Source organism: Nocardia sp. NPDC058518 (assembly GCF_042719655.1).
Lineage (GTDB): Bacteria > Actinomycetota > Actinomycetes > Mycobacteriales > Mycobacteriaceae > Nocardia.
Window position 1 is genome coordinate 80,733 of sequence record NZ_JBHXNJ010000025.1, and the last position, 23,858, is coordinate 104,590.

Below are 23,858 nucleotides of genomic sequence, written 5' to 3' on the forward strand. Positions count from 1 at the left end.
GGTGGCACCTTGCCTGTACTTGCGCGGTGGCACCACACCTATCTGTCCGAGTAGTCTCCTGCGCATGACGAGCGGTAGCCGCATCGGGATCGTCGGTGCGGGAGTGGCGGGTTTGGCCTGCGCGAAGGTATTGAGTCAGGCGGGGTTCCCGGTCGAAGTCTTCGACCGGGCCCCCGACGTCGGCGGGGTGTGGAGTGCCACCCGCCGGTATCCGGGACTTCGCGCGCAGAACAGCAAGTCCACGTACGCGTTCAGCGATCACCCGATGCCCGAAGATTTCCCCCGCTGGCCGGACGGTCAGCAGATGCAGGCCTACCTGGCCGGATACGTGCAGGAGTTCGGCCTCGGCCCGCACCTGCGCCTCGGCACCGAGGTGGTGGCGGCCGACCCGGTCGACAGCGGCTGGTTGCTCGAGATCCGTGACCAGATGGGCGGGCACCGCACCACCTGCGATCACCTGATCGTCGCCAACGGTGTCTACAGCGACCCGGTGCTGCCCGACCTGCCGGGCGCCGCGGCTTTCCGTGCCGCGGGCGGGCGGCTGTGCCATGTCTCGGAATTCCACGATGTCGAGCAGGCGCGCGACCGCTCGGTGGTCGTGCTCGGCTACGGCAAGTCCGCGTGTGATGTGGCCGAGGCCGTCAGCCATATCGCCGACGAGACCACCGTGGTGGCGCGCAGACTCACGTGGAAGATGCCGCGCAAACTCGGCTTCGGCGCCGACTACGAGCGCCTGCTGCTGACCCGCGCGGGTGAGGCGCATTTCGCCTCCCGCTTCCCGCGCCGCGCCGAACGGCTGCTCGACCGCCTCGCACTGCGCCAGGCGAACATGGACCTGCTGCAAGAGCGGGTGACGCGCAAGCTGCGGCTGCGTGAGCTCGACCTGGTGCCGAGGGGCCCGATCTCCGAGATCGGCACCAGCAGCGCGAGCTTGGCCACCGAAGGCTTCGCCGAGCAGGTCGAGGCGGGCCGGATCAGCGTGCACCGCGACACCGAGATCACCGAACTGATCGGTGGGCGGCACGGGCCCGCCGTGCGCTTGGCCGACGGCAGCCTGAAACTGGCCGAGATCGTCGTCTGCGCCACCGGATACCGGCAGGAGGTGCCGTTCCTCACCCCGTTCGTCCGGCGCGCCCTCACCGACGAGGTGAGCGACTTCCGGCTCTACCGCCACATCCTGCCGGTGGAAGTCCCCAACCTGAGCTTCGCCGGCTACAACAGCTCCCATGTGAGCGCCCTCAGCGCCGAGGTGGGCGCCCACTGGATCGCCGGGCTGCTCACGGGCCGGTTCGTGCCGCCGATGGCCGAGATGATGAACAACGAGATCGACGCCCGCCTGGAGTGGTCGCGGGAACGCAGCGACGGCAACCACGCGCACGGTGCCTCGGTGGTTCCGTTCTCGCTGGCCAATATCGACGAGATGCTCGACGATCTCGGCACGCCGCTGCCATTGCTGTCGCGGCTGGCCCAGTGGGTCCGCCCCGTGCGGCCGACGTCCTACCGCGGGGTGCTGCGCAATCGCGCGGTGGCCGCTCCCGTGGCGCCCACACCGGCGCCCGTAGCGGAGCGGTAGCCGACACGCCGGATCGCCGTCGGCAACGCTGGCGGCGATCGGTGCGTTGGTCATAATCCTCGCGTGGACGCGCTGGATCTGAACCTACTGCTCGCTCTCGACGCGCTGCTCGACACCAACAGCGTGACCGAGGCGGCCCGGCGACTGCACACCTCGACGTCGGCGATGAGTCGCACCCTCACCCGGCTGCGCGAGGTGCTCGGCGATCCGCTGCTCGTTCGCTCCGGCAGACAGATGGTGCCGACTCCGCGGGCGCTGGAACTGCGCCACGATGTGGCGAGCCTGGTCGATCAGGGACGAGCGCTGCTCACCGCCCGCGACGGGCACGGGCCCGGCAGGCATCGGGATTTCGTTGTCCGCGTGGGTGATTCGGTGGGTGCGCGCCTGTCCGGTCCGCTGCTGGCCGCGGTCCACACACAGCTTCCCGGGGTGACGGTGCGGCTGCTCGCGGCCGATGCCGCCGACGGTGCGGTGGCGCTGCGCGACGGCCGGGTCGACGTCGAAGTCGGCATGATCGGGCAGACCGATCCGGAAACGGTGGTCAAGCGCCTGTTCACCGATCGCTGGATCGGGGTGGCCGCTCCCGACCACCCGTTCGCCACCGACCGCCCCACCGTCGCCGCCTACGCCTCGGCCCGCCATCTGGAAGTTTCCCCCACCGGTCGCACCCATGGCCCGATCGACGACCGGCTAGCCCTGCACGGGCGTACCCGCCGCGTGGTAGCCACCGTCGCGGACCTGCCCACCGCGCTGCTCACCCTCGCGTCGACCGAATTGGTCTGCCCCGCACCGGAACTACTGTCCCGCGCCGCACGGACCGCGCTCGGCTTGGCGATGTTCGAGATCCCGCTGCCGCTACCCGCCCCCGTCGTCGCCATGGCGTGGCATCCACGCAATACCGCCGACGCGGGCCATCGCGCCCTGCGCGACCTGATCGGCACCGTCCTGCACGAACCCCCGAAACCGGACGTCGACCCGGGTCTGGTCCCGCTGGCGACGCCCGCCTGACGCGGGAGTGCCGTCGGTCTAGCCGACTTCCGGGGTCGGTGGCCCGAACACGTCGCGGCGGCCCGGCGGGAGGCCGGCCGAGCGTTTCAGCTCGTCGAGCATGGCCTGCAGCTTGTCGACGTGGGCGCGTTCGATGTCGAACGCACGGTAGGTGCCGGTGACGGTGATTCCGGCCGAGTCGGTGGCGGTCGGCGGAATCGGGTCGGCGACAGGGCGTTCGAGGGGATCGGGCGTGCTCGTCGACATGCCGCGCCCGGTCGGCAGGCCCAGGGTCGGCGGATCGGAGCCGTCGTCGGCCGGGCGGTCGTGGTCGGTGAGAGCTGCGTGGTTGGTGAGCGCCGTGTGGTTCGGCAGGCCGTTGTGGTCGGGCAGTCCGCTGGTGTTCGCCGGTCGATCGGTGCTCGACGGACTCGAGACGGTCGGCGGCTCGGGGGTTTCGCCGGTGGTCAGGCGGTCACGGGGGGTGAAATCATCGAACAGGGAATCGGCGCGGCGCGCGGAGTCGGTGGTGAAGCCGTTGCGGGCGTGCCCGTTTCGGTCAGGGGCCGTAGGTGACGGCGCGGGATCTTCCGTGAACGACCAGTGGATGCCGTTGGCGGTGTTCCCTGTGGACCGAGTATCCGCAGACGTGTCGGACCGAGGGGGGAAATCAGGGGCGGGCGCGTCGAATCCGTTGACCGGCTTACCGTTCGGGGGCGTAGCGGTTCGGTCGGCCGCCGTGAATCCCGAGGAGAGGTGGTCGTTCGCCGTGTGCGTGGAGTTCACCGCCGCGGACCGTGCGACACCGTTCCCGTTGCTGGAGAGCTCGTCCGGCGACGGAGCGCTGAGCCTGCCGCCGCCGGTGGTCGCGTTTTCCGTCGGCTTCTTGGCCGGGCGGGCCCGCTCGATCACTGCGTCCGGGCTGATTTCCGCTGTCAGCGGATCTCCGGCACCCACCGGGGTCCGCGTCGACTGTGCTTCGACCGGTGTCTGCGGAACCTGCTTCATCGCACCGGAACTCGGCCCGAACCCGTTCACGCCACCCTCACGCACGACAGCGCCCACCTCCGCACTCCCCGGCAGGGTTGTGCTCGCAGCTGCCGAGTTTGTGCCGGCGTCCGTGCCGTCGAGACCCGACGTCGGTCGGCGATCCTCGGCGAGCGTCGCCGTGGTGGACTTCGGCGCACTCGTTCCCGATGTGTGTTCGACAGCGGGTGCCGTCAGTACCGTTCCGATCACCGCGGGCACCGGAGTGCCGTTGCGTGGGGACGCGATGTCTCCGGCCACGCCATGCGCGGTGCCGTTGATCCCGTTCGTCGACGTCACGTTGCCGGCCGCCGCGACCCTCTCGCCGGACGCAGCTGCCGCACCGAGTCGCGTAGGCGCGGGCCGCCGGCTCGGTGTCGGCAGTTCGCCCCCGGCGCCATCGCCCCCGGCCGCGACGACCGAATCACTGTCGAACGAGACCGATCGGCCGAAGGGCGCCACCGCCTCGCCCGAGGCGGTACGAGGGATCGGCGTCGCGGCCAATGCGGTGGGATCGCCGAGGTGGTCGGTGGTCGGCCGGGCGGGGGAGTTGCGGCGTTCGAGTGGGGGCCGGGAGCCGTCGCTGTCCTGGTGGGGCGCTGAAGGGTCGGCGGCCGATAGATGGTCGTCGAGTCCGTCGGCGGCACGTTCGGCGGCCTCCGCGGCTTCGCGGACCTCGCGACGGCTGCGTGAGCCCCGCGCCGGACGGCCGGAATCGGGCTCACCGTCGTTGTCGAGGGCGTCGAGGCGGGAGCTCAGGCGTGAAATGTCCTGTGACGCACGGAACGCCCAGGATTCCAGGCGCCTGATCCGGATGTGGTCGGGCAGATCCTCGTCGACCGGGAAGGTTGGCACGTCGAGCTGGACCCGCGCGGCGACGATATCGAGCTTGTCGCTGACTTCGCGCAGCGCCGTGGCGATACTCGCCAGCATCGACCCGATGGATTCGTCGTGCTCAGCGTGGTTCATGCACACCCTACTTCCCGTGGTCGCCCGAGCGTGCCCGCCTCGGCCGCAGCGATCATATCCACCGGGGCAACAGCACGTGTTGTCGTGATCGCTTACGCGACGCGCCGAACCGATTCGCAATCAGTATGAAACGGACATGCAACAGGCCGGGTCTGTGTATCGAAATGATCAAGATCTAGGCGTCTCCGTGCGACGTTGACACAATGAAATGGCTTGATATACAAGCAGAGTCGCGTTTGTGATTTCGATCACCGGTCGGTGACGCACCCGAGCGCGGGTCAAGGGGGCTGGCGCCTTTTCGATGGCTGCGGGAACCTGATGTCCAGGACGTGCGCGTGAGCCTACGACAGGTCTGTTGGTGAGGGAGTGATGGTGTGAGGACGAAGCGGCTGAGCGAGACCCAGGTGGCGTGTGGACGACAGGCGCTGCTCGACGAACTGGGTATTTCCGAGGGCAGCCGCCGCGCCGTCACCGAACGTACCGGGTATGGCTGTGGCTGCCCCGAATGTGCTGCGACCCAATGGAATACGCAGCGACTGGAACACTGGATCTGCGGCAGGCTCACGGCGGCGGGCGCCGACGAGGCCGAGGTCGACGCACGGATCGACGATATCCCCGTCGATATCTACTGGCGCCGAGGCGACCGGCGCTGCGTGGTCGAGGTGCGCAGCGGCCCACTCGACATCACCGCGGCCCGCGCACACCGGAAACGCTTGCAGGCGGCCGGAATCGACGATGTGCTGTGGATATGCCCGCAAGGTTTCTGGGTGCCGCTGGTTCCCGCGGTCGGCATCGCCGATTTCGCGCCCGCGGCCGCCGACTACCGCATCGAACAGGGCATGCTCGCCGCGGGCTCGACCGGTTTCGCCGCCCCGGCTCGCGGCAGCACGGAGTTGCGTGATTTTCTCGAAGGGTGGGTGTCCGGCGAAATCCACTGGGGGCACGCCGATCTCACGACAGGAGGGTGGTCCGACGTGGGCACCTGGGAACGGCACACCGCGGCACAGGCGGCGATGATCGAGCACCAGCGCACGGAGTTGCGCGATCAGCGGGTGGAGCTGGCGGTATCGCGCCAGGCAGTGCGCGACAAGCAGCGGCTGGTCGGCCGTCTGCACAACCGGATCGATCGGGCCGGGGTGAACGCCGACGCCGAGGCCATCACGATGGCCGGGTTGCGCAGCGAACTCGTCGCCCAGCAGCGCGTCGCGGCGAGCCTGCGCGCGAGCATCGGGCGGATGGATCGCACCTTGGATCAGTGGCAGTGGCTCACCTGCTGCGCGATGCTGCTGGTGCTCACCGTGATGGTCGGCGCGATGGTGATGCGCTGAGCCGCATCGGCAACCGGTCCCACTGCCAGTCGTTGCGCAGGACGAGACCGGCCAGGTCGAGGAGATCGAGGCCGGTCTCCGCGCCGGCCGTGGCCAGCGCCTGCCGGTCGTAGGGGCCCTGCTCGAGGTCGGTGGCCAGGCGTTGTTCGATCGCGGTGTCGACCGTGCGAGCCCGCAGCTGTGCTGTGCCGAGCGCGCTGCCGGTCCAGGCGAGCCAGCCCCAGCCGTGCTCGCGTGCGTAGTCGCGGCCGAGTTCGCTCTGGAGCCGGTTGTGGTGGAAGGCGATGCGGCCCAGCGGGACCACATCGATGAGCACCGTGCGGCCGTCGGTGAGCTGGGCGGCGACCGCCGGGTAGTGGACCTGATCCTCGCCGCCGAAGGTGTAGGTCAGCGCCGTCGGCTCTTCCTGGAACGCCGCCACCGCCGGGTCGGCGTCGAGGGTTCGGAGTAATCGGGCCGCCATCGCGGAGTCGTAGGCCACGTCGCGGCCTGCCTTCGCCAAGTAGAACCGTCCGCGGTCGGCATCGTCACCGTCGGCCACGCGCGCCGACTCGGTGGGCAGCGGGGCGACGGACCCGGTCGACCACTCGACCTCACCCAGCAGCGCCCGCAGATCGTCGGCGCCCTCCTCTGGCACGTGCAGCTTGGCCAGAATGCTGGCGGTCTTCTTCTGCCAGCCCAGGATTCGCTGCATCACGTAACCCGCGACCCGCTTGGCGTCGCCCGGTTCGTGTCCGGCCAGCCGGAGCTTGAGATAGGACCACTCCATGGCCACCAGATCGGTATCGGTCGCGTACGTCTCGGCCAGCAGCATGCGCACCAGGCGCAGATCACCCGCCTCGACGGGATAGCGGTGCGCGAACACCCGCGCCGACCGGTGTCCCGAGCGGGCGGCTTCACGCACGATCCGCCCGATCGCTTTGGTGTAGAGCTGGCGGACGCGGTCGCGGGCCAGGTCGTAACGTGCGCCGATGCGGGTGAGGGTTTCCGGGCGCTGCCCACCGATCCCGAGGCGCAACGCGACGATCCGCGCGTCACGGGCCGCGCGTTCGGCATGGTCGGTGAGGAGTTCGGCGACCAGCTCGTCGAGTTCCTCGAGCTCGAACGAGACGTCTGCGGCGATATCGTGACCCGGTGGCATGACGATCTCGGCACTCACTGCGGCGACCTCCCTCGCTCGATCGAGTCAGCGTAGCCGCAGGCCCCGACAACTAGAGCGAGGTCAGGTACTCGCTGTAGAACAGGCACAGCCCGGTCGCCGACGCGATCCCGGCCAGTACCCAGAACCGGATGATCACCGCGGTCTCGGGCCAGTTGTTGAGTTCGAAATGGTGATGGAACGGCGCCATCCGGAACAGCCGGGTGTGGGTGGTGCGGAACACCACGATCTGCAGCACCACCGACATGATCTCGGCGACGAACAGCGCCCCGATCACCACGGCGAGCAGTTCGGTGCGGCTGGTGATCGACAGCCCTGCCAGTAGTCCACCCAGGCCGAGCGAACCGGTATCGCCCATGAAGATCTTGGCCGGCGCCGCGTTCCACCACAGGAATCCGATGCACGCGGCAGCGCCCGCGGCACTGACCATCGCCAGGTCCAGCGGGTCGCGCACCGTGTAGCAAGCGCGTCCAGGGCTGATCTCGCACGAGTTGTCGTACTGCCACAGCGTGATCACCACGTACGCGCCGAGCGTGAGGCTCATCGAACCAGCCGCCAGCCCGTCGAGCCCGTCGGTGATGTTCACCGCGTTCGACCAGGCGACCACCAGCAACACGATGAACGCGACGAAGAACAGCGAGGCGAAGGTGATGGTGCTGATATCGCGGACATAGGACAGGTTGCGACCGGCGGGCGTCAGCCCGGTGGCGCCGGGAAAGCGCAACACCAGCACGGCGAACACCACCGCGGCCCCGATCTGCCCGATGTACTTGCCCGCCGCGGTCAACCCGAGATTGCGGTGCTTGCGCAGCTTGATCGAGTCATCGAGGAACCCCACCACGCCCAGCGCCGACGCCAGCAGCAGCACCAGCACCCCCGACGCGCTCGGTCCCGGCGCGCCCCACAGCAACCCGATCAGGTGTGATCCCAGATACCCGGACCACACCCCGGCCCCGATCGCCAACCCGCCCATCGTCGGCGTTCCGCGCTTGGCGTGATGGCTGGCAGGCCCGTCGATCCGGATTTCCTGCCCGAACCCCCGCCGCGCGAAGACCCGGATCAACCCTGGCGTGAGCGTGATGGTGACGACGAGAGCGATCCCCGCCGATAACAGGATCTGCCTCACTCGATGCCCCTCCATGCCGCCGGTCCCGCACCGGACCAGCCCGGCGATGCCGTGTGCCGATACTAGGGGAGCTCACTCCCGAACCGCGCCGAGAGTGATCTGGGTTACAGCTGAGGAGCCACGGCGGTGCGCAGGATGCCGGACGGCGGCCGGTGCAGCGCGGCGCCGAGCTGCGCGAGGGGGACAGGGTCGGCGACGACGTCGTACCACGGGTACCGGTCCACGGTGCGGTGGAGGAAGTCGACGGCTCGACCCAGATGTCGCGGTTCGTAGTTGTGCACGCCGGTGATGGTCAGCCAGCGGCGGACCAGCGTCTCCGGATCCACCGCCAGCGACGGACCCGGAGCCACCGAGCCTGCCAGCACGAGGACGCCGCCGATATCGAGTCGTCGCAATGCGGCGTCGATGGCGTTCGCCGATCCGGTGAAGTCGATGGCGATATCCACCGGATCGGTGTCGGCGGTCACGGCGCCGAACTGGGGGGCCATGGTCAGTCGTTCGGGGTCGATGTCGACCGCCTGAACCTCGGCGCCGGCTTCGCGACAGGCCGCGACAGCGGTGAGGCCGAGCATGCCCGCTCCGGCGACGAGGACGCGGCGCCCGCGCACGGAACCCGCGGCCTCGATGGTCGCCATCACGGTCGCGGTGGCGCAGGCGGCGGGTGCGGCCACCGAATCCGGAAGACCCGGCGGCACAACGGCTGTCGCTGTGCCGTGCGGCAGAACGATATGTTCGGCATAGGCCCCCGACAGCGGCCAGTCGCCGTGGAAGGGCTCATGGCCGACCTTGCGGACCGCACTGCACTTGGCCGTGCGCCCGGACCGGCAGCGGGCGCAGTCCCCGCAGGCAACCGTGACCGACCAGACGACGCGCTGCCCGACGGACACGCGTGCGCCGGCGCCGACAGCGACCACATCTCCGACGGCTTCGTGGCCGAGGATCGACGGACACGCGCCCGACCGGCGGCCGGTGACCGTGTGCAGATCGCTGCCGCATACCGTCGCCAGCCGTACGCGCACCAGGATTTCGCCGTCGGTGAGTTCGGGGATCTCGACTCGGCGCAGAACGACGTCCGCGCCGCCGATCCAGATCGCGGCGGTGGTCAGACGAGACGAGACCGGATCCATCCGGACAACCTTTCGATGGCGTAGACGATCACGAAGATGACGATCACGATGGCGCCCGCGACATCGAAGTTGATCGTGCGAATGGATTCGAACAGCAGGAATCCGATGCCGCCCGCGCCGACGATGCCGAGGATCGTGGAGGTGCGCACATTGACATCGAGCAGATACAGACCGGCGCCGACGATCGCGGGAATCGACTGCGGGAGTACCGCGGCGAACAGTGTCTTCCACCAGCCCCCGCCGATCGACCGGACCGCTTCCATCGGTCCCGGCTCGATTTCCTCGATCGCGTCGGCGACCAGCTTGGCGAGGAATCCGATGGAGCCGATGGCCAGCGCGCAGGTACCCGCCACCGGCCCCAGTCCCAGCGCGGCGACGAAGACCACGGCCAGAATGAGTTCGGGCACGGCGCGCACCAGCAGGATCCACGCTCGTGCGACCCAGTACGTCGCGGCGTTCGGCGTCACATTGCGCGCGGCGAGAATGCCTACGGGCAGCGAGAAGACGATGCCGATCGCCGTGGCGACGACCCCGATCGCGACGGTTTGGGCGGCGGCTTCGAACAGATCGGCACCCAGAGAGTCGAAGTCGGGCGGAATCATCCGCCCGAAGACCTCGATCGAGGGCCCGATCCAGGTGAACAGTGACACCGGGTCCAGGTCGAGCACCACGAACGTGGCGAAGACTGTGCCGATCAGCAGGCCGCTGAAGCCGAAGCGGACCGCTCGGTCGCGGCGCGGGCCGCCGTGCGCCGGGTCGAGCAGCATGCGCCGGATCGCGATGGACAGCAGTTCCATCGCGGTGATGGCGACCAGGATCACGCCGACGATGCCGAGCGCCCGCGGATAGATCAACCCACGCAGCGCGTCCTGCAACGCGAAACCGATGCCGCCCGCGCCGACGAATCCGAGTACCACCGACATGCGCAGATTGATGTCGATCCGGTAGACGAAGGTGCCGATCCATGACGGAACGACTTGGGGAACCACGGCATTGAGCATTTCCCTGAAGTAGCCGGCACCGGTGCTCCGGACGGCTTCGCGCGGCCCGAGGTCGGTCGCTTCGATCGCGTCGGCGAACAGCTTGCCGAGCATGCCGATCGAGTGCAGCGCGAGCGCGAGGATGCCTGGCAGGACACCGATGCCGAGTGCCCGCACGAACAGCACGGCGAACAGTAGGTCGGGCATGGCGCGGCAGAATGTGATGATCGCGCGGGCCACCGCGTAGACCGCCGGGTGCGGGCTCGTGTTGCGCGCGGCCAGGAACGCCAGCGGCACCGAGGCGATGGCCGCGAGCACCGTGCCGAGCACGGCCATCAGCAGGGTCTGCACGGCCAGGTCGGCGATCCGCCCCGGATTGTCGAGTCGCGGCGGCAGCATTCTGTCCAGCAGCGCCACCACGTCGTCTGCCCCGTCGATCAGTGCGGCCGGCGCGAAGTCGATCGACCAGGCCGACAGGAGTGTCGCGGCGAGGAAACCCACTGCGACCAGGTGCAGGAGACGGGGCTGTGCCCGTATCGCGGGCTTGTCGATCGTGGTGGTCATGACGGTTCCGGCCGGGACAGGGCCGCCGGGTCGACGCGGTGGTAGATGCCCATCGCGTCGTCGCGTGTCATCCCGACGGCAGGCCGGTCGAGGACTTTCTGTCCGTTGCGCAGGCCGACGATACGGTGCGCCCAGCCGAGCGCGAGGTCGACCTGGTGCAGGGTGCACACCACCGTCAGCTTCTCCTCGATGCACACCCTGAACAGCAGATCCATGACGATGGCGGCGTTTTCGGGGTCGAGCGACGCGACGGGTTCGTCGGCGAGCACCAGCCCGGGTTTCTGCATCAGGGTGCGCGCGATGGCGACGCGCTGCTGCTGCCCGCCCGACAGCGTGTCGGCGCGCCGATCGGCGAAATCGGCGAGCCCGACCCGATCCAGGTGACCGAGTGCTTCGGTACGCATCCTCGCCGGATAGGTCAGTGCGCCGTAGCGCGGCAGGCGCAGCTGGGCCAGGCCACCGATCAGCACGTTCTCCAGGCAGCTCAGCCTGCCGACGAGATTGAAGTCCTGGAACACGAAGCCGACGTTGCGGCGCAGGGCCCGCAGTTGTGACTTGCCCGCCCGGTCGACGCGCGTACCGCCGACTTCCACGGTCCCCGAACTCACCGGTTGCAGCCCGTTGAGGCATCGCAGCAGGGTGGATTTGCCGGACCCGGACAGGCCGAGCAGGACGAGCAATTCGCTGCGGCGCACGTCGAGCGAGACGTCGTCGAGCGCCAGCGTGCTCCCGAATCGCTTGGTGACATTGCTCGCGGTGATGACGAGATCGTCGCCTGCGACGATCCGCCCGGGTTCGGCCGTGGTCACCGGTCTCAGCCCTTGCACTTCTCGGAGCCGGTGACCGTACATACCTTGCGGACTCCGCTGTAGTCGGCGTCGGCGACGGGGACGAAGCCCCAGGCCCGCTCGTCGGTGATCCGGCAGGCGTCGCCGGTGCAATATCCCGCGCTCTGCAGGCTCTCGACGTTCACCTTGTCGACGAACAGCGCCTTCAGCTTGTCGACGGCCGTGGTGCCGAGTGCGTTGTTGGCGGCGAACACCGACCCGGCGATCATCTCCGACTTCCACACCGTCTTGAGCTCACCAGCCTTCAGATCGCCCTTGTCGATCATGGTTTTGTCGACCATGGTGTCGAAGGCGAAGCCGGCGTCGCAGTCACCGTGGGCGACGGCCAGCGCCGAGGAATCGTGGCCGCCCGCGTAGATCGGTGACATCCCGGCCGAGATATCGGCCTCCGTACCGGATTTGATGACCCCGGCCTCGATCAGCCCTGCCGTCGGGTAGAGGAATCCCGAGGTCGAACTGGGGTCGACGAAACACACCTTCTTACCCGCGAAGTCCTTCAAACCGGTGATCGCGCTCGCATCCGATCGCGCGAGCCCGTAGGACTGGTAGCCGGGCTTGGCGCCCTTGTTCTTGATGACCGCGCCCACCGGCGTGATGTCGGCGCCGTTGATTCCGGCCACGACATAGGCGAACGGGCCGAAGAACGCGAGGTCGACATTGCCGGCGATCATGCCCTCCACCACGCCCGCGTAATCGGAGGCCTGGACGAACTCGACCTTCGAGCCGGTCTCCTTCTCCAGCACCTTGATCAGCGGCTCGTAGCTGGCCTTCAGGTCGGTGGAGTTCTCCGCCGGGATGGCCGCCAATGTCAGTGTTTCGGGGAATCCCTGCGCGTTCACCGCATCGGAATCGGAGCCCGAACAACCCGACAGCGCGAGCGAGAGTGTTGCGGTGAACGCCGCGGCGATCAAGGCGGGGCGGCGCATGCGAATCTTCATGCCGATGACGGTGATCCTTGGTCTATACCAAGAAGTGCATGCCGAGGAAGCGGCAGGTGAACAGCAATCGACTTTCTTGGTCTAGACCAAGATTTGATAGGCTCGGGCAATGACCGCGCCCACTGAACCCCGAGTGCTCAAACACCAAGTTGTCCGCGCGCAGCTGGACCGGATGCTCGATGATATGCAGGTGGGAGACCCTTTTCCCGCCGAGCGTGAGATCGCGGAGACCTACGATGTCGCTCGTGAAACGGTGCGCCAGGCGCTGCGCGAACTCCTGCTGGCAGGGCGGGTCGAGCGCCGCGGCCGCACCACGATCGTCGCGCGACCCAAGATCGAACAGCCCCTTGCGATGGGTTCGTATACCGAAGCCGTCAAGTCTCAGGGCCTGAGCGCGGGGCGCATCCTGGTCGGCTGGACCGACCTGATCGCCGAGGAACCGTTGGCCGCCACACTGTCCGTGAAGGTCGGTGCGCCGATCATCCAGCTCGAACGTGTGCTGACCACCGATGGCGTGCGGGTCGGCCTCGAGACCACCAGGCTTCCCGCTGACCGTTACCCCGGTCTGGCGCGGACCTTCGACTACCGTGACTCGCTGTACGCCGAAATCCGCAGCCGCGGAATCACCTTCGAACGCACCGTCGACTCGATCGAGACCGCGCTACCGGATGCCCGCGAGTCGGCCCTGCTGACAGTGGACACCCGAACCCCGATGTTCCTGCTGAACCGGGTCTCCTATGACCAGAACGGCATCCCCATCGAACAACGTCGCTCGCTGTATCGCGGCGACCGGATGACCTTCACGGCGATCATGCACGCGGATCAGCACCCGTCGATGTGACCGCAACGCAAACAAGTCAGGCCCCCTCGAAAGGGGGCCTGACTCGATACGGTGGTGCGCGATACTGGGATTGAACCAGTGACCTCTTCCGTGTCAGGGAAGCGCTCTCCCGCTGAGCTAATCGCGCGAGGTGGAGACGGGAATCGAACCCGTGTGCACGGCTTTGCAGGCCGTTGCCTCACCACTCGGCCACTCCACCGTACAAAGGAGGATGGGGCTAGTGCCTTACCTACCTCTCGAGCGGATGACGAGATTCGAACTCGCGACCCTCACCTTGGCAAGGTGATGCGCTACCACTGCGCCACATCCGCATTTACTTCACACTTAGGGGAGCGGCTCGGCCTGGCGGCTTTGCTGCTCTCTGCGGTGCGATGAGAACATTAGCCGACGTTCGACGCAGACTACAAATCGCCTGGTAAACGGGCCTAAATGTGAATTACACGCATGTCGTCCACGCCCACCCGAACCGATCCGCGGCCATCGACTCCGCGGCCCATCCATCGTGACACGTAGATATGCGCATCTATCGATGATACCGACCATAGCGTCCGGTGCTGACGATCGATCGCCCGCACGCGCGTACACGCGCGCGAGCGCGGCCCCGACCCCAGCGCCCCACCTCACCGAAACCCCGCTTCACAAGGCGATTTGGTGTCATCCCGGCCCCCCGTGCTAATGTTCCATCTCGTTCGAGCGGCTCAAAAACCCGCCCGACACAGTGTTCGGTCCCATAGCTCAGCGGGAGAGCGTCCGCCTCACACGCGGAAGGTCGCTGGTTCGAAACCAGCTGGGACCACCGAAAGAGAGCCCCCGACCAGGTGCATAGCCTGATCGAGGGCTCTTTTTATGCGCGAAAGCAGGTCCGGAAAACGCCTGGTCGCATGTGTATCAGTGTGTTGTAGCCTACAGCGTAGGACCACAGTGCAAGGGGACCGGTGTGGATGCTGAGATACGCGATGGCTTGTGGCGGACGACCGTGGAGGTATCCGCCGACGGACAGGCTGACCTCATCAAATCACCGGCGAGGACTCGCCCCATTGCGAACCTGCTGCGCTCAGTTATGGGCGCTTTCGCCCAGTTCGGACGCGCCCTGATCCTGGAACGCCAGCGCGAGGGCATCGCACCCCGCGAAGGCCTGCGGTCTCGCTAGCGCTTCGACTACCTGCTCGGTGAGCAGGTCGTAAACCACCGCCATGCAGTGAAGGACGCGGTATCCGACCTAGGTGTGGAAGCAGCGGCAAGTCTCGGAGTCGGGCTCACAAACACCGCCATCCAACTGATGGCGAAAACTGTCGAAAGGCCCACTAACAAAGTTGAGCTGGGCCCTGATGGCAGGCCGAAATAACTATCACGTGGTCGAGACGGAACGAAGAAGCCTGCCAGAATTACCTTAAGGACTGCCCGACTCGACGGAATGGTTGTGTAACCAAAGAAGAGTGGAGCCGCCTTTGCAACCAACTCATGATTAACGGCGGGAATGGCTCTGCTTGGGACAAGAAGCTTTGGGAACTGAACGGGTACACAGAGGGGGATGGTTGGAAACACGAGCAGTATATCGAGACCATTCCCGGACGCAGGTACGATTTTGTCCTCTACGACGGGGATGGAGACCCGATCGAATTTTTCGAGAATAAGAGCAGTTCACTGAAGAACGACCAGCTGGTTAAAGATGAGGGAGCGCTTGAAAAGTGTTTCAATGTGACATGCAATTTGGAATCACCGTTATCTCAGGACGACTCGGCTAGCTGGAACGGCTCGAATCGATGTATCCGGGTCGGTTCACCGTCAATAGATACTACGAGAAGCCGAAGTAGGATGAGGGACACACGGAAGGGACAGTAATGACACCCAAACTAGATCAAGACATTCGCGACACCCCGAGTTCAAAGCACTTCAACACGATGAGCAATTTCGCAGTTGGCTTCTCATGCACGAAGCAGCGCAGGAAATCGAGTTCACAGTATCCCAAGTGCCTGAGCTTGACGGACTTACGGGTACCCGTGAAGGACTGCAAGTTGCAGAGCAGGAGCTTTTGCGAAGGTTCGGCGATTCTAGCTATTTCTCTGAAGAGAATATTTCACTCGCATCGAGATTTTTTTATTTTATCGGCGAGGTTTTTCGACGCAACCTGGAGGGGCAATGGGTCGCGGTCCCGTCACAGCATCCCAAACCGCCTACATCCATGGTCGCCGTAGAGTTCAGCTCAAATTTTTACAATCCGCGAGCCATGATGGGATTTGTTAAGCAGAGACGAACCGGCACGGAACTTACTAAGATCTACGATCGAGCGGTCACCCGGTACAACTGGTGGGTGGAGTCCGGTCGCCCCGACCGAAGCGCTGCATGGGAGGGCTACCTCTAGCTAAATGCGGACTCGATTGCAGTGGTGCTGAACTTCATGCAGGGCATTCCCCAGGTCCAGGCACCTGCCCGGCCGATGGCCACTCCGGTTGTCGTTGAAGCTGCTTCAGTCTCCCGCGAACTCGCGCAGTTCTCAGGCCTATGCAGGACAATCACGTCTTCGTGGGGATCAGGTGGAACGGGAGGCCCGCGTTGCGTTGTTTGCTGATGAAGTCGCGTTGGAAGAAGGAGCTGCGGGCGATGAGGTCGCCGTCGGCGAGGCGGCCGAGGAGGGCGACGCAGCGTTCGACGGGGATCAGGCCGGCGAGGGTGCCGCAGGTGATGATGTAGGCGGGGAGGTTGATCAGTTCGGCGTGTTGGCGCCAAGGGCGGGCGGTGATCACAATGTGGCCGCCGGGGCGGAGGTAGGTGGCGGCTTCGGTGAGGATGCGGGTGAAGCCGGAGAGCAGGCGGTTGAGGCCGACGTTGGCGAGGTTGCCGCGGTCGAGGACCGCGCCGTAGCAGTGGTCGCGTTTGTGGACGCCATTGCCTCGAGGGAGTGCTTCGAAGCTCGAAGCTCGAAGCTCGAAGTCGACCGACGGACCGGCCGGACAGACGGATCCAGGTCGCCATGGATTGATCGCTAGACCACCCGGCTGAGCGCGCGCAGGTCCGCGTCGAGCTTCCGGAACAACCAGTACACGGCGACGAAGGCGAGCCCGCCGGCCGCGCACAGCCCTAGTACCGAATCGCGCACGAGCCACAGCTCCTCGGGTTCGAGAAAGCTGAATCCGGCCAGCACCCCGACCACCGGCACTGACGCCGTCACCGCGAGGTAGACCGTGGTTCTCCGGCGCAGCCAGCGCAAGTCGGCGGAGTCGCGCTCCGTCGTGCGTCCGTGGCGCAGGTAGCGGGGATAGACGCAGCGGACGAGATAGAACGTGGAAAGGAAGAAGGTGTAGGCGACCGAGATGGTGCCCGCCACCAGAACAGTCATCGCCGCATGGACCTGCAGCCGCACCGGAAGGTCGGTGAACCAGCGCAGCAGCAGCACTGCCGTCACGGTGGCGAGAATCGCGGACAGCAGGGTGTTGAGCGCACAGAGGTCGCCCCACAGCAGTGTCCGAGACCGCACCCGCGCGAGCCTTGCCTCTTCGTAGCGTCTGCCCTTGCGCAAGCCGCGAAGAACCGCCAGCTGATCACGTGAAATGTAGACGTATATGACGATGGCCAGCAGAAAGCCACAGAGGATGCACACCATCACGCCCCTGTTGATCTGCGCGTTCGTGGCAGCGGGGAGGCGCTCCCTGATCAGTTCCTGGGCGTGCACAGCCAGGTACACCGTAGCCAGGCCGACACCGACCATCGATGACAGCCAGAGGACGAGGGTGGGCCATCGCGACAGTCGCGTTCGCCAACTGTCCGGCGGCGGATCGACGAGGTCGCGGGCCCTCTTCTCGAGGCACAGGTCGAACTGCTGGGCCAATTCCGAACCGGACGAATAGCGGTCCTCGCGGTCGGGCGACAGGCATTTCAGGAGCACGCGGCGCAGCGCCATGGGGCAATCCGACGGAAGCTCCGACAGGAATGCCGCCTCTACCGGCCTGCGTCGTAATTCGAGCATGCGGGCCAGCGACGTCTCCGACTCGCCCGCGGACGTCTCGTCGGGGAAGGGCCGCCGCCCTGTGAGCAATTCCCACAGCATGACGGCCAGCGCGAAGATGTCGCTGCGAGTATCGAGATCGAGAGCGGTCGCGGGCAGGTCCGGATGGCAGGCTTCGAGCTGTTCTGGCGACATGTACGCCAGGGATCCGCCGAAGTAGGCCAGGGGGCTGGTGCCCTTGACGCGTTGGCTGAAGCTGACGTTGAAGTCGGCCAACTTCGGCACTCCCTCGGCGCTCAGCAGTACATTCGCGGGTTTGATATCTCGATGCAGCACCTCTCGCTCGGACGCGTGCTGCAGCGCGTCCGCGAGTCGGCGACCCAGCCAGGCGACGGTCTCCGGCCAGGTCAGTGCCGCGGTCCTGGTCCGGATCGCCGATTCGGTAGGCCGGACCTCACCCTTCTCGGCGAGTACCTCGTCGACGGCGTCGAGCAGCAGTTGCCCACTGTGGCGTTCCGACGGCGTCGAGCGCCGCAACCGCAGCACGTCGAGCAGCGTCCCGCCCGGCAGGTACTGCATGTAGAGCAGCTTCAGCTGGCCATCGGCGATGAGCCGCTGGTCGAAGATGCGCACGATGTACTCGTGGTCCAGCTGGGCGAGAGTCTGCGGCTCGATGCCGTGGTTGTGGGAGATCTTGACCGCGACGAGTCGCTGCATCGATTGTTGCCGAGCGAGATAGACCTGGGCGAAGGCGCCGGCGCCGATCCTCATCAGGAGGTCGAAGTCGTCGACGTGGTCGCCCACATCGATGGTGTCGAGTAGAACCTGCGCGCCGGGACGAGCGATGATCGTGCTGTGGTAGTCGCTCGTGGGCTCGGGGCCGGTCGCCGCCGCGGTCATCGCATCGGCGGTGGGAGCCGCATCGGTTGCCCCCGATCCGCGGCGCACGGCATGGAATTCCTCGTAGACGAGCTCGGCGGGCAGCGGACCGTCGCGCAGCTCGGCGAATTCCGCGCGGTATTCGATCAGTCGTTTGGGAAAGTGATACCGAAGCCAGCGGTATTCGAGGTCGATCTTGATCAGTTCGATCAGGACGGTGCGCCGCGCCGCCGGTTCCGCGGGTAGCAGCGCCGAGAGGTCGGGTGGAGAACCGGACGCCCAAGCCTGCGAGAGCAGCGCCACGGCACTGGCGAGCGTGGTGCGGGTTCGTTCGGCTGAATCGACCAGGTCGATCGGCTCGGACATCGGTAGCTCGAGATCAGCCTCGGGCGATCACAGAGCGGCTACACGCGATGCGGCCTAGTTGCCCCACGTCAGCTCCTTCCATCAAGACTCCCTTGCTCAAGGGTATCGCTCCGATTCGAGCAATGGTCGAGGATGCTGACCGACCCGCGGCTGCGCAAGCTGACCTTCACCGGCTCCACCGCAGTGGGCAAACACCTGCTCGCCCGTGCGGCCGTCGACGAACTGGTGACCGACGCGGTCGCCAGCGGCGCGGTGCTCACCACCGGCGGCACCTACGCCGACGGCGTCGGTTACTTCTACACCCCGACCGTGCTCACCGATGTCAGCGCCGACGCGCGCATCCTGCGCGAAGAGGTCTTCGGGCCGGTGGCTGCAATCATCGGCTTCGACAGTGTGGACCAAAGGTCCCGAGCGCTTCCTGCTCGAGCGGTGATCCATCAGCCAACGCCGCGTTCGCCCACCTGCCCAGTCGTGGGGATCTCTACGTGGGGCTGCTCGGCGTCGTTCGGCGTGCAATATACGTGCGATAGTGCAGCCCAATGTTGCCTATCGGTGCGTCCATTTTTAGGTCCTAATCATCGGGCGGAACCGGCAGTCGGGGGCAGATCTTGCGATATCCGATATAAGGCGAGACCCAGTCGTCCCATTGCTTGTGACTCATGTTGCTGGTGAGCTTGCTGCAGAGGGCTTCTCTCAAATCTTGTGGCGCGGGCCAAAAGCGCAGGTTGCCGTCTGAGCTTCCGGTCAGGATCTTCTTATCATCGGGGCTGAACGCCACTCCCCGCACCCATACCTGTTGCCCCGCCATGGGCATACCGAGAGGGTTGTATTTACTGGCGTCCCACAAGTGCACTCTTCCGACGTTCGTGCTCGAAGCAATCCACGGTTTATCGTGTGCAAATGCAACGCTCAATACATGATTCTGATCAGCTCTCATATCTCCGACCTTTTTGCCAGTCTTCACCTCCCATACCCGCACGCGTCCGTCGTTACTACCCGCTGCAATGGTTCGCCCATCGGGGCTGAAGCTCACACTGGACACCGGCCAGCCGTCACGGCCGAGTCGGTCATTGGCCGTGGTGAAACGGTCGAAAGTCTCGGTATTCCACAATTGAACCCAACCGTCGTGATTGCCGGACGCGATCTGATCGCTGTTCTGGCTGAACGCCACGGCGTATACCGAGTTTTTGGCATTTTTTGCGCCGATTGCTTTCAGCGAGTGCGCGTCCCACAATGCCACGAAGCCGTTGTTCAAACCCGCGGCTATTCGGGAACCGTCAGGGCTGAATGCAACACTATTGACGCTGGGCGAATCCCCGGGATTAGTTTTGGGTAACTCGCTTTCTTCGCCGGAGCTCCAGTTCCACAATCGGATCGAACCATCCTTCCAGCCTGCGACGAGCCGGTCGTTCTTCGGATCGAAAGCGACACTGCGCACCGTGTTCTGGCCCCTCTCCGAGGCGGTGCCGAGCTGCTGGTCGAACGGTTTTACGGTGTCTGCGTCCCACAGCCGTACTGTGCCGTCATCTCCACCCGAGGCTATCTGTCGGCCGTCGCGACTGAAAGCAACGGCGTGAACTTCTTCCTGACCAGTCGGTATAGGCAGTCCGGCGATGGCGTCCCACTCGCGCACAGAACCGTCGGCACTGCCGGAGACTATTTCGGCATTGTCACTGAATGCGACGCTGAAAATCTCGCCGTGGTGACCTGTCAACGGATCACCGATCGGTTCCAGGGTGGAGGCGTCCCAGCTGCGGATCGTGTTGTCCGTGCTGCCGGAGACGAGACGAGTGCCGTCCGGGCTGAACGCGACACTGTTCACGGAGGCGGTCGGGTGCGCAGGCACTGCGTCACTCAGCGGTCGGAGATCACGTCCGCCCAAGATTTGAATAGTGCCACCCACATCTCCAGCAGCTATGCGATCACCGTCTGGACTGAACGCGACACTGGTCGCCTTAGGTGCCTCGGATATCTTTTTCGTGGCGATCTCGTGCCCATCGCGCGCATCCCATAACTTCACGGAGCCGTCGTCGCCGCCGGATACGATCAGATCGCCACTGCTATTGAATACCGCACCTCGAACGACTTTTCCTTCGAGGTGACCTTCTAGTTTGACGGATTCCTCGAGCCCGTCCACTCCCCACAGTCGCACAGTGCCGTCCTCGCTACCGGTCACGATCCTCTGGCTGTTGGGGCTGAACGCTATAGTGTGTACCGGATGATTATTGTTGTGTTCCAATGCATGCTTGACGACCCCCGTGTTCGCGTCCAATAATTTCATCGTCGCTTCCTCGCCAGTTGCAGCAAGCCACTTACCGTCGGGACTGAATGCGACGCTCCACACCGGTTCTTTGTTAACTTGCCACGTATTTCTTAATTCGCCGGTGTCGACGTCATATATCCGCACAGAGCCGTCGTCGTTGCCCGATGCGATGCGTTTACCGTCAGTTGCCACGCTCAGCACGCGCACGACCTGGCCGTCCGCATCGAACGGATTCTCCATAATCTTGAGTACGTCGCGTTGCACCTGCGCAAATGCGTCGTCTGCTGTCGCTCTGAGTTCGTGCGCGGCGAGCACCTGCTGAAGTGCGCGAACGTCGCCACCAGGTCGTCCCCCCGCTAGTATCTGCTCGGCTTCCGATACAAGTCGCCAGGCGGTCGCTTCCTGGTAGCGCTGGTGGAGCAGGAAGATGGTGGATACCGCGACCAGCGCCATCACCAGTGCGGCAGCCGAAGCTGTGCGAATGACTTTCGTCCGGTGCAGCACAGACTCTTGACGCTGCTCCTCCTCCTCCATTCGTCGGTTCTCCCGCTGCCTGGAAACATCGACGAATTCGTGTGCCCCCGCCAGCCGGTGCCGGAAACCGGGTTGCCCGACGAGAGTCTCCGCTTTGCCGATTCGCTCGCCATCCAGCAGCCAGGCCTCGTTGCGGTGACTCTTCTCCCATTCGGCAGCGCTGCGTTCGAGAGCCTCGGCATCCTTCAGGTTCTCGCGCTCCTCGTCCAACCACCCTTTGAGCTCGTCCCACTGGCGCAACAGGCTTTCCATCGCAACCTCGACGACATCAGTGCCGTCACGTGTGTCTCGAACCAGGAACCGTTTGTCCACGAGCTTGTGGAGCAGAGGCTTGCTGTCGGCCGGCAGGTCGTCCCACCGGGCGATGCGGCGCATGGGCTGATCATCGTCCGGGTCGATGCTCACCAGCCAGGGAACGAACGCGGCACGTAGCTGGTCGAGCTGCGCATGTCGTTGCGTACCGTCGCTGGACAACAGGTTGTCGATCTCGGTCTCGACGACGTTGCGCATCTCGCCCATCGACCGGTACTCGGCAAGGTCGACCCGGCCGTCACCGCCGTACTCTTCGTAGAGCCGGGCAAGGGTCAGTGACAACAGCGGCAGCGTATCGGCCCCCTCGGTGCAGTCGGCCAACAATTGTTCGACCAACGGTGGTTCGATCCAGAGGGGTCGCCCTCCTTCGGTGGCGCGTGTGGCCGGTCCGGTGATGACCTCCTTGAACTGGGTGCGCGGCATCGGCCGGAGATCGTCGAACACCACACTTTCGACCCCGTTCAGCTCGGGAGCGGTCTGCAAAGCCTGGTAGCGGTCGGTGCGAATGGTGACCGTCACGATCAACGGCAATCGGTGTGCGCTGTCGGTGCGTGCGTGTCGGCCGACCATGTCGAGGAAACGCGTGGCCTGCGATCCGGCGTCCGGGCCGAACAACTCCTCGGCCTGATCGACTGGCAGAATCAAGGTGGGTACCTTTTGCTCTCCCGGCCGGTCGAGTAGCGCCGAGGTTGCGGTCTGCTGCGCTTCTTGCAACAGGTCACGAACATGCCTGGCACCGCCGAGGCATACTTCTTTGATTTCACCGAGATCCGGCTCTTTCAGACCCATTTTTACCCGGAGGGCGTGGATCGAGTGAGCGAGTCCGCTCTCACCCGTGAGGACGTTTCGTTCCGGACGAACAATGTCGAGGACCAGGAAATTGCGGTCGTCACGGCGCAGCCGTGGCAGCAGCCCCGCGCGCAGGAACGACGACTTTCCAGAACCTGATGGTCCGAGAACGACGAACAACGTCTCAACGGCTGATTTACGCATCCTGCGTAAGCCGTCGAGCCCACGGATGATCTGGGCGTCGCGGCCGAAGAACACCGCGGCATCGACTTCCTCCAACGGCTCCCACCCCCGGTACGGCGCCCGATTCGGGTCTTTCGGGGGCGGCCACACGAAGGATTCGGCGCCGATTCCGGCCCCGACTATCCCATCTCGCAACCGATACAGGCCTTCGGACAGGAAAAAGACCGGGTTTCCGGTTCCGTCCGCGATATCGATCTCAGTTTTGGGACCGTCACCGAATAGATCGACCCATTCCCACTCTCGGGTTATTTCCGCACTCGTCGAGGGTTCCAAGCGTGCGCAGAAAATATGCTTGTTCAATGTCTCGGCGGTCCGGTACTCGGTCTTGCACTCAGCGGAGGATTCCCAGTTCGTGGACAATAGGCAGATCACCGCCTCGCACCGCGCATTCGCCTGCCGCAACGCGTCCTTCCATTTCAAGCCCGGAAGAATGCCCGCGTGCCGGTCCAGATCCAGGAAGATCTCATTCGCCAAGGGTGGATCCTGCTGCACCAACCACGACTTCAACGCAATGGCTTGGCGACTGTCTTTGCTCGAATGGCTCAAGAAGATGCGGGACATCGGATCACCGGATCCCGCACTGGAGGCGTGAGCGAGACCTCACAACCGGTTTTTCAACGGCGCGGGTAGAGAGTTCGATTCCATTCGCGACGACGCTCACAGTGCAGTCCTCCGTGACCCTGTTCGCCCGGGATCGACCCGAAAATATGCTACGTTCACGTGTCGGTGTCTCGACGTCCTCGCTTCCAGTGTCGACCTCGCTGACCACATATTTCAACCGTTGGATCGAACCCGAAATTGCATCGAAACGCTCGTTCGAGCACCTGAAAGTACGGAATGGGGCCTGAAACCTTGTTCCACCGCGGTTTTTCGGCGAGGAATCCAACCGCTGGACGGGTGAATCCAGAGACCGGCGGTGATGAATGTATCGGTGCGGCGGCGCGTTTCGGCGGTTTGCGCCGCCGCGGGCCCTTTCTTGCGGGGAGTAAAGGTGGAGGTTGTGTTCGCGGGGCCCGTCGGAATGTAAAACGGGGGGGGGGGGGGCTGGTTGTAAACGCCGCTG

Annotated in this window: 15 protein-coding genes, 4 tRNA genes and 2 pseudogenes; 8 read left to right on the plus strand and 13 right to left on the minus strand. The window is 65.3% G+C overall.

The window, feature by feature from the left end; all coding sequences use genetic code 11:
• Positions 1-64 precede the first annotated feature (64 nt).
• Both ACFWPX_RS31635 and ACFWPX_RS31640 read left to right on the plus strand, forming a co-directional pair.
• Positions 65-1,573, plus strand: a complete 1,509-nt coding sequence (locus ACFWPX_RS31635; protein WP_378931638.1) for a flavin-containing monooxygenase — start codon at positions 65-67, stop codon at positions 1,571-1,573.
• A 63-nt stretch (positions 1,574-1,636) separates the two neighbouring features.
• Positions 1,637-2,581, plus strand: a complete 945-nt coding sequence (locus tag ACFWPX_RS31640; protein WP_378931640.1) for a LysR family transcriptional regulator — start codon at positions 1,637-1,639, stop codon at positions 2,579-2,581.
• Positions 2,582-2,599: 18 nt separating this feature from the next.
• Here ACFWPX_RS31640 and ACFWPX_RS31645 read toward each other — a convergent pair whose 3' ends face one another.
• On the minus strand, positions 2,600-4,555 hold the full coding sequence (locus ACFWPX_RS31645; RefSeq protein ID WP_378931642.1) for a hypothetical protein: 1,956 nt from the start codon (positions 4,553-4,555) through the stop codon (positions 2,600-2,602).
• Between the two features lie 374 nt (positions 4,556-4,929).
• Between ACFWPX_RS31645 and ACFWPX_RS31650 the strand changes: the two genes are divergently transcribed.
• A complete protein-coding gene (locus ACFWPX_RS31650; protein ID WP_378931644.1) occupies positions 4,930-5,883 on the plus strand; it encodes a hypothetical protein in 954 nt (317 codons plus the stop codon).
• On the opposite strand, the gene ACFWPX_RS31655 is transcribed toward ACFWPX_RS31650, so the two are convergent.
• From ACFWPX_RS31655 to ACFWPX_RS31680, 6 genes are all read right to left on the minus strand, one after another.
• Positions 5,849-7,042 (minus strand): hypothetical protein, encoded by a 1,194-nt coding sequence (locus tag ACFWPX_RS31655; protein WP_378914742.1) that lies wholly within the window; start codon positions 7,040-7,042, stop codon positions 5,849-5,851. The genes ACFWPX_RS31650 and ACFWPX_RS31655 overlap by 35 nt on opposite strands.
• A 52-nt stretch (positions 7,043-7,094) precedes the next feature.
• Positions 7,095-8,168, minus strand: coding sequence for a phospho-N-acetylmuramoyl-pentapeptide-transferase (gene mraY / locus ACFWPX_RS31660; RefSeq protein WP_378914740.1), 1,074 nt, complete (start codon positions 8,166-8,168; stop codon positions 7,095-7,097).
• Positions 8,169-8,272: 104 nt separating this feature from the next.
• Positions 8,273-9,295, minus strand: coding sequence for a zinc-binding dehydrogenase (locus ACFWPX_RS31665; protein WP_378931647.1), 1,023 nt, complete (start codon positions 9,293-9,295; stop codon positions 8,273-8,275).
• Complete coding sequence (gene phnE, locus ACFWPX_RS31670; RefSeq protein ID WP_378931649.1) at positions 9,271-10,839, minus strand: phosphonate ABC transporter, permease protein PhnE; 1,569 nt, start codon at positions 10,837-10,839, stop codon at positions 9,271-9,273. Before phnE ends, ACFWPX_RS31665 begins: the two co-directional genes overlap by 25 nt.
• Positions 10,836-11,648, minus strand: a complete 813-nt coding sequence (gene phnC, locus ACFWPX_RS31675; protein ID WP_378931651.1) for a phosphonate ABC transporter ATP-binding protein — start codon at positions 11,646-11,648, stop codon at positions 10,836-10,838. The genes phnE and phnC overlap by 4 nt, the downstream gene beginning before the upstream one ends.
• Positions 11,649-11,653: 5 nt before the next feature.
• Positions 11,654-12,625: a phosphate/phosphite/phosphonate ABC transporter substrate-binding protein gene (locus tag ACFWPX_RS31680; RefSeq protein WP_378931653.1), complete on the minus strand. Its 972-nt coding sequence runs from the start codon at positions 12,623-12,625 to the stop codon at positions 11,654-11,656.
• Between the two features lie 109 nt (positions 12,626-12,734).
• Between ACFWPX_RS31680 and ACFWPX_RS31685 the strand changes: the two genes are divergently transcribed.
• Positions 12,735-13,466 carry a GntR family transcriptional regulator gene (locus ACFWPX_RS31685; RefSeq protein ID WP_378914730.1) on the plus strand — a complete coding sequence of 244 codons (732 nt, stop codon included), beginning with the start codon at positions 12,735-12,737 and terminating at the stop codon, positions 13,464-13,466.
• A gap of 52 nt (positions 13,467-13,518) precedes the next feature.
• Here ACFWPX_RS31685 and ACFWPX_RS31690 read toward each other — a convergent pair.
• From ACFWPX_RS31690 to ACFWPX_RS31700, 3 genes are all read right to left on the minus strand, one after another.
• Positions 13,519-13,593, minus strand: a tRNA-Val gene (locus ACFWPX_RS31690).
• A 1-nt stretch (position 13,594) separates the two neighbouring features.
• A tRNA-Cys gene (locus tag ACFWPX_RS31695) sits at positions 13,595-13,665 on the minus strand.
• A 40-nt stretch (positions 13,666-13,705) separates the two neighbouring features.
• Positions 13,706-13,777 (minus strand) — tRNA-Gly (locus tag ACFWPX_RS31700).
• 413 nt (positions 13,778-14,190) lie between these two features.
• Here ACFWPX_RS31700 and ACFWPX_RS31705 point away from each other — a divergent pair.
• The 3 genes and pseudogenes from ACFWPX_RS31705 to ACFWPX_RS31715 all read left to right on the plus strand — a co-directional run bounded on the left by ACFWPX_RS31705 (position 14,191) and on the right by ACFWPX_RS31715 (position 15,828).
• Positions 14,191-14,262: transfer RNA gene (locus tag ACFWPX_RS31705), tRNA-Val, on the plus strand.
• A 221-nt stretch (positions 14,263-14,483) separates the two neighbouring features.
• A pseudogene (locus ACFWPX_RS31710) lies at positions 14,484-14,589 on the plus strand (recombinase family protein); the annotation flags it as partial.
• An 846-nt stretch (positions 14,590-15,435) separates the two neighbouring features.
• Positions 15,436-15,828, plus strand: coding sequence for a hypothetical protein (locus ACFWPX_RS31715; protein WP_378931655.1), 393 nt, complete (start codon positions 15,436-15,438; stop codon positions 15,826-15,828).
• A 151-nt stretch (positions 15,829-15,979) separates the two neighbouring features.
• Here the strand turns inward: ACFWPX_RS31715 and ACFWPX_RS31720 are convergent, their stop codons facing one another.
• Positions 15,980-16,540 (minus strand): hypothetical protein, encoded by a 561-nt coding sequence (locus ACFWPX_RS31720; RefSeq protein ID WP_378931658.1) that lies wholly within the window; start codon positions 16,538-16,540, stop codon positions 15,980-15,982.
• Positions 16,450-18,654: a serine/threonine-protein kinase gene (locus ACFWPX_RS31725; protein WP_378914714.1), complete on the minus strand. Its 2,205-nt coding sequence runs from the start codon at positions 18,652-18,654 to the stop codon at positions 16,450-16,452. The genes ACFWPX_RS31720 and ACFWPX_RS31725 overlap by 91 nt, the downstream gene beginning before the upstream one ends.
• Before the next feature lie 204 nt (positions 18,655-18,858).
• Here ACFWPX_RS31725 and ACFWPX_RS31730 point away from each other — a divergent pair.
• A pseudogene (locus ACFWPX_RS31730) lies at positions 18,859-19,044 on the plus strand (aldehyde dehydrogenase family protein); the annotation flags it as partial.
• Between the two features lie 181 nt (positions 19,045-19,225).
• Here the strand turns inward: ACFWPX_RS31730 and ACFWPX_RS31735 are convergent.
• Positions 19,226-23,356: a TIR domain-containing protein gene (locus tag ACFWPX_RS31735; protein ID WP_378931660.1), complete on the minus strand. Its 4,131-nt coding sequence runs from the start codon at positions 23,354-23,356 to the stop codon at positions 19,226-19,228.
• Between the last annotated feature and the right edge of the window lie 502 nt (positions 23,357-23,858).

What these genes read in the sequence shown, in the direction of transcription:
- ACFWPX_RS31635 (WP_378931638.1), top strand. Translation starts at nt 65, where the DNA reads ATGACGAGCGGTAGCCGCATCGGGATCGTCGGTGCGGGAGTGGCGGGT.
- ACFWPX_RS31645 (WP_378931642.1), bottom strand. Translation starts at nt 4,555, where the DNA reads ATGAACCACGCTGAGCACGACGAATCCATCGGGTCGATGCTGGCGAGT.
- ACFWPX_RS31665 (WP_378931647.1), bottom strand. Translation starts at nt 9,295, where the DNA reads ATGGATCCGGTCTCGTCTCGTCTGACCACCGCCGCGATCTGGATCGGC.
- phnE (WP_378931649.1), bottom strand. Translation starts at nt 10,839, where the DNA reads ATGACCACCACGATCGACAAGCCCGCGATACGGGCACAGCCCCGTCTC.
- ACFWPX_RS31680 (WP_378931653.1), bottom strand. Translation starts at nt 12,625, where the DNA reads ATGAAGATTCGCATGCGCCGCCCCGCCTTGATCGCCGCGGCGTTCACC.
- ACFWPX_RS31685 (WP_378914730.1), top strand. Translation starts at nt 12,735, where the DNA reads ATGACCGCGCCCACTGAACCCCGAGTGCTCAAACACCAAGTTGTCCGC.
- ACFWPX_RS31725 (WP_378914714.1), bottom strand. Translation starts at nt 18,654, where the DNA reads ATGTCCGAGCCGATCGACCTGGTCGATTCAGCCGAACGAACCCGCACC.
- ACFWPX_RS31735 (WP_378931660.1), bottom strand. Translation starts at nt 23,356, where the DNA reads ATGTCCCGCATCTTCTTGAGCCATTCGAGCAAAGACAGTCGCCAAGCC.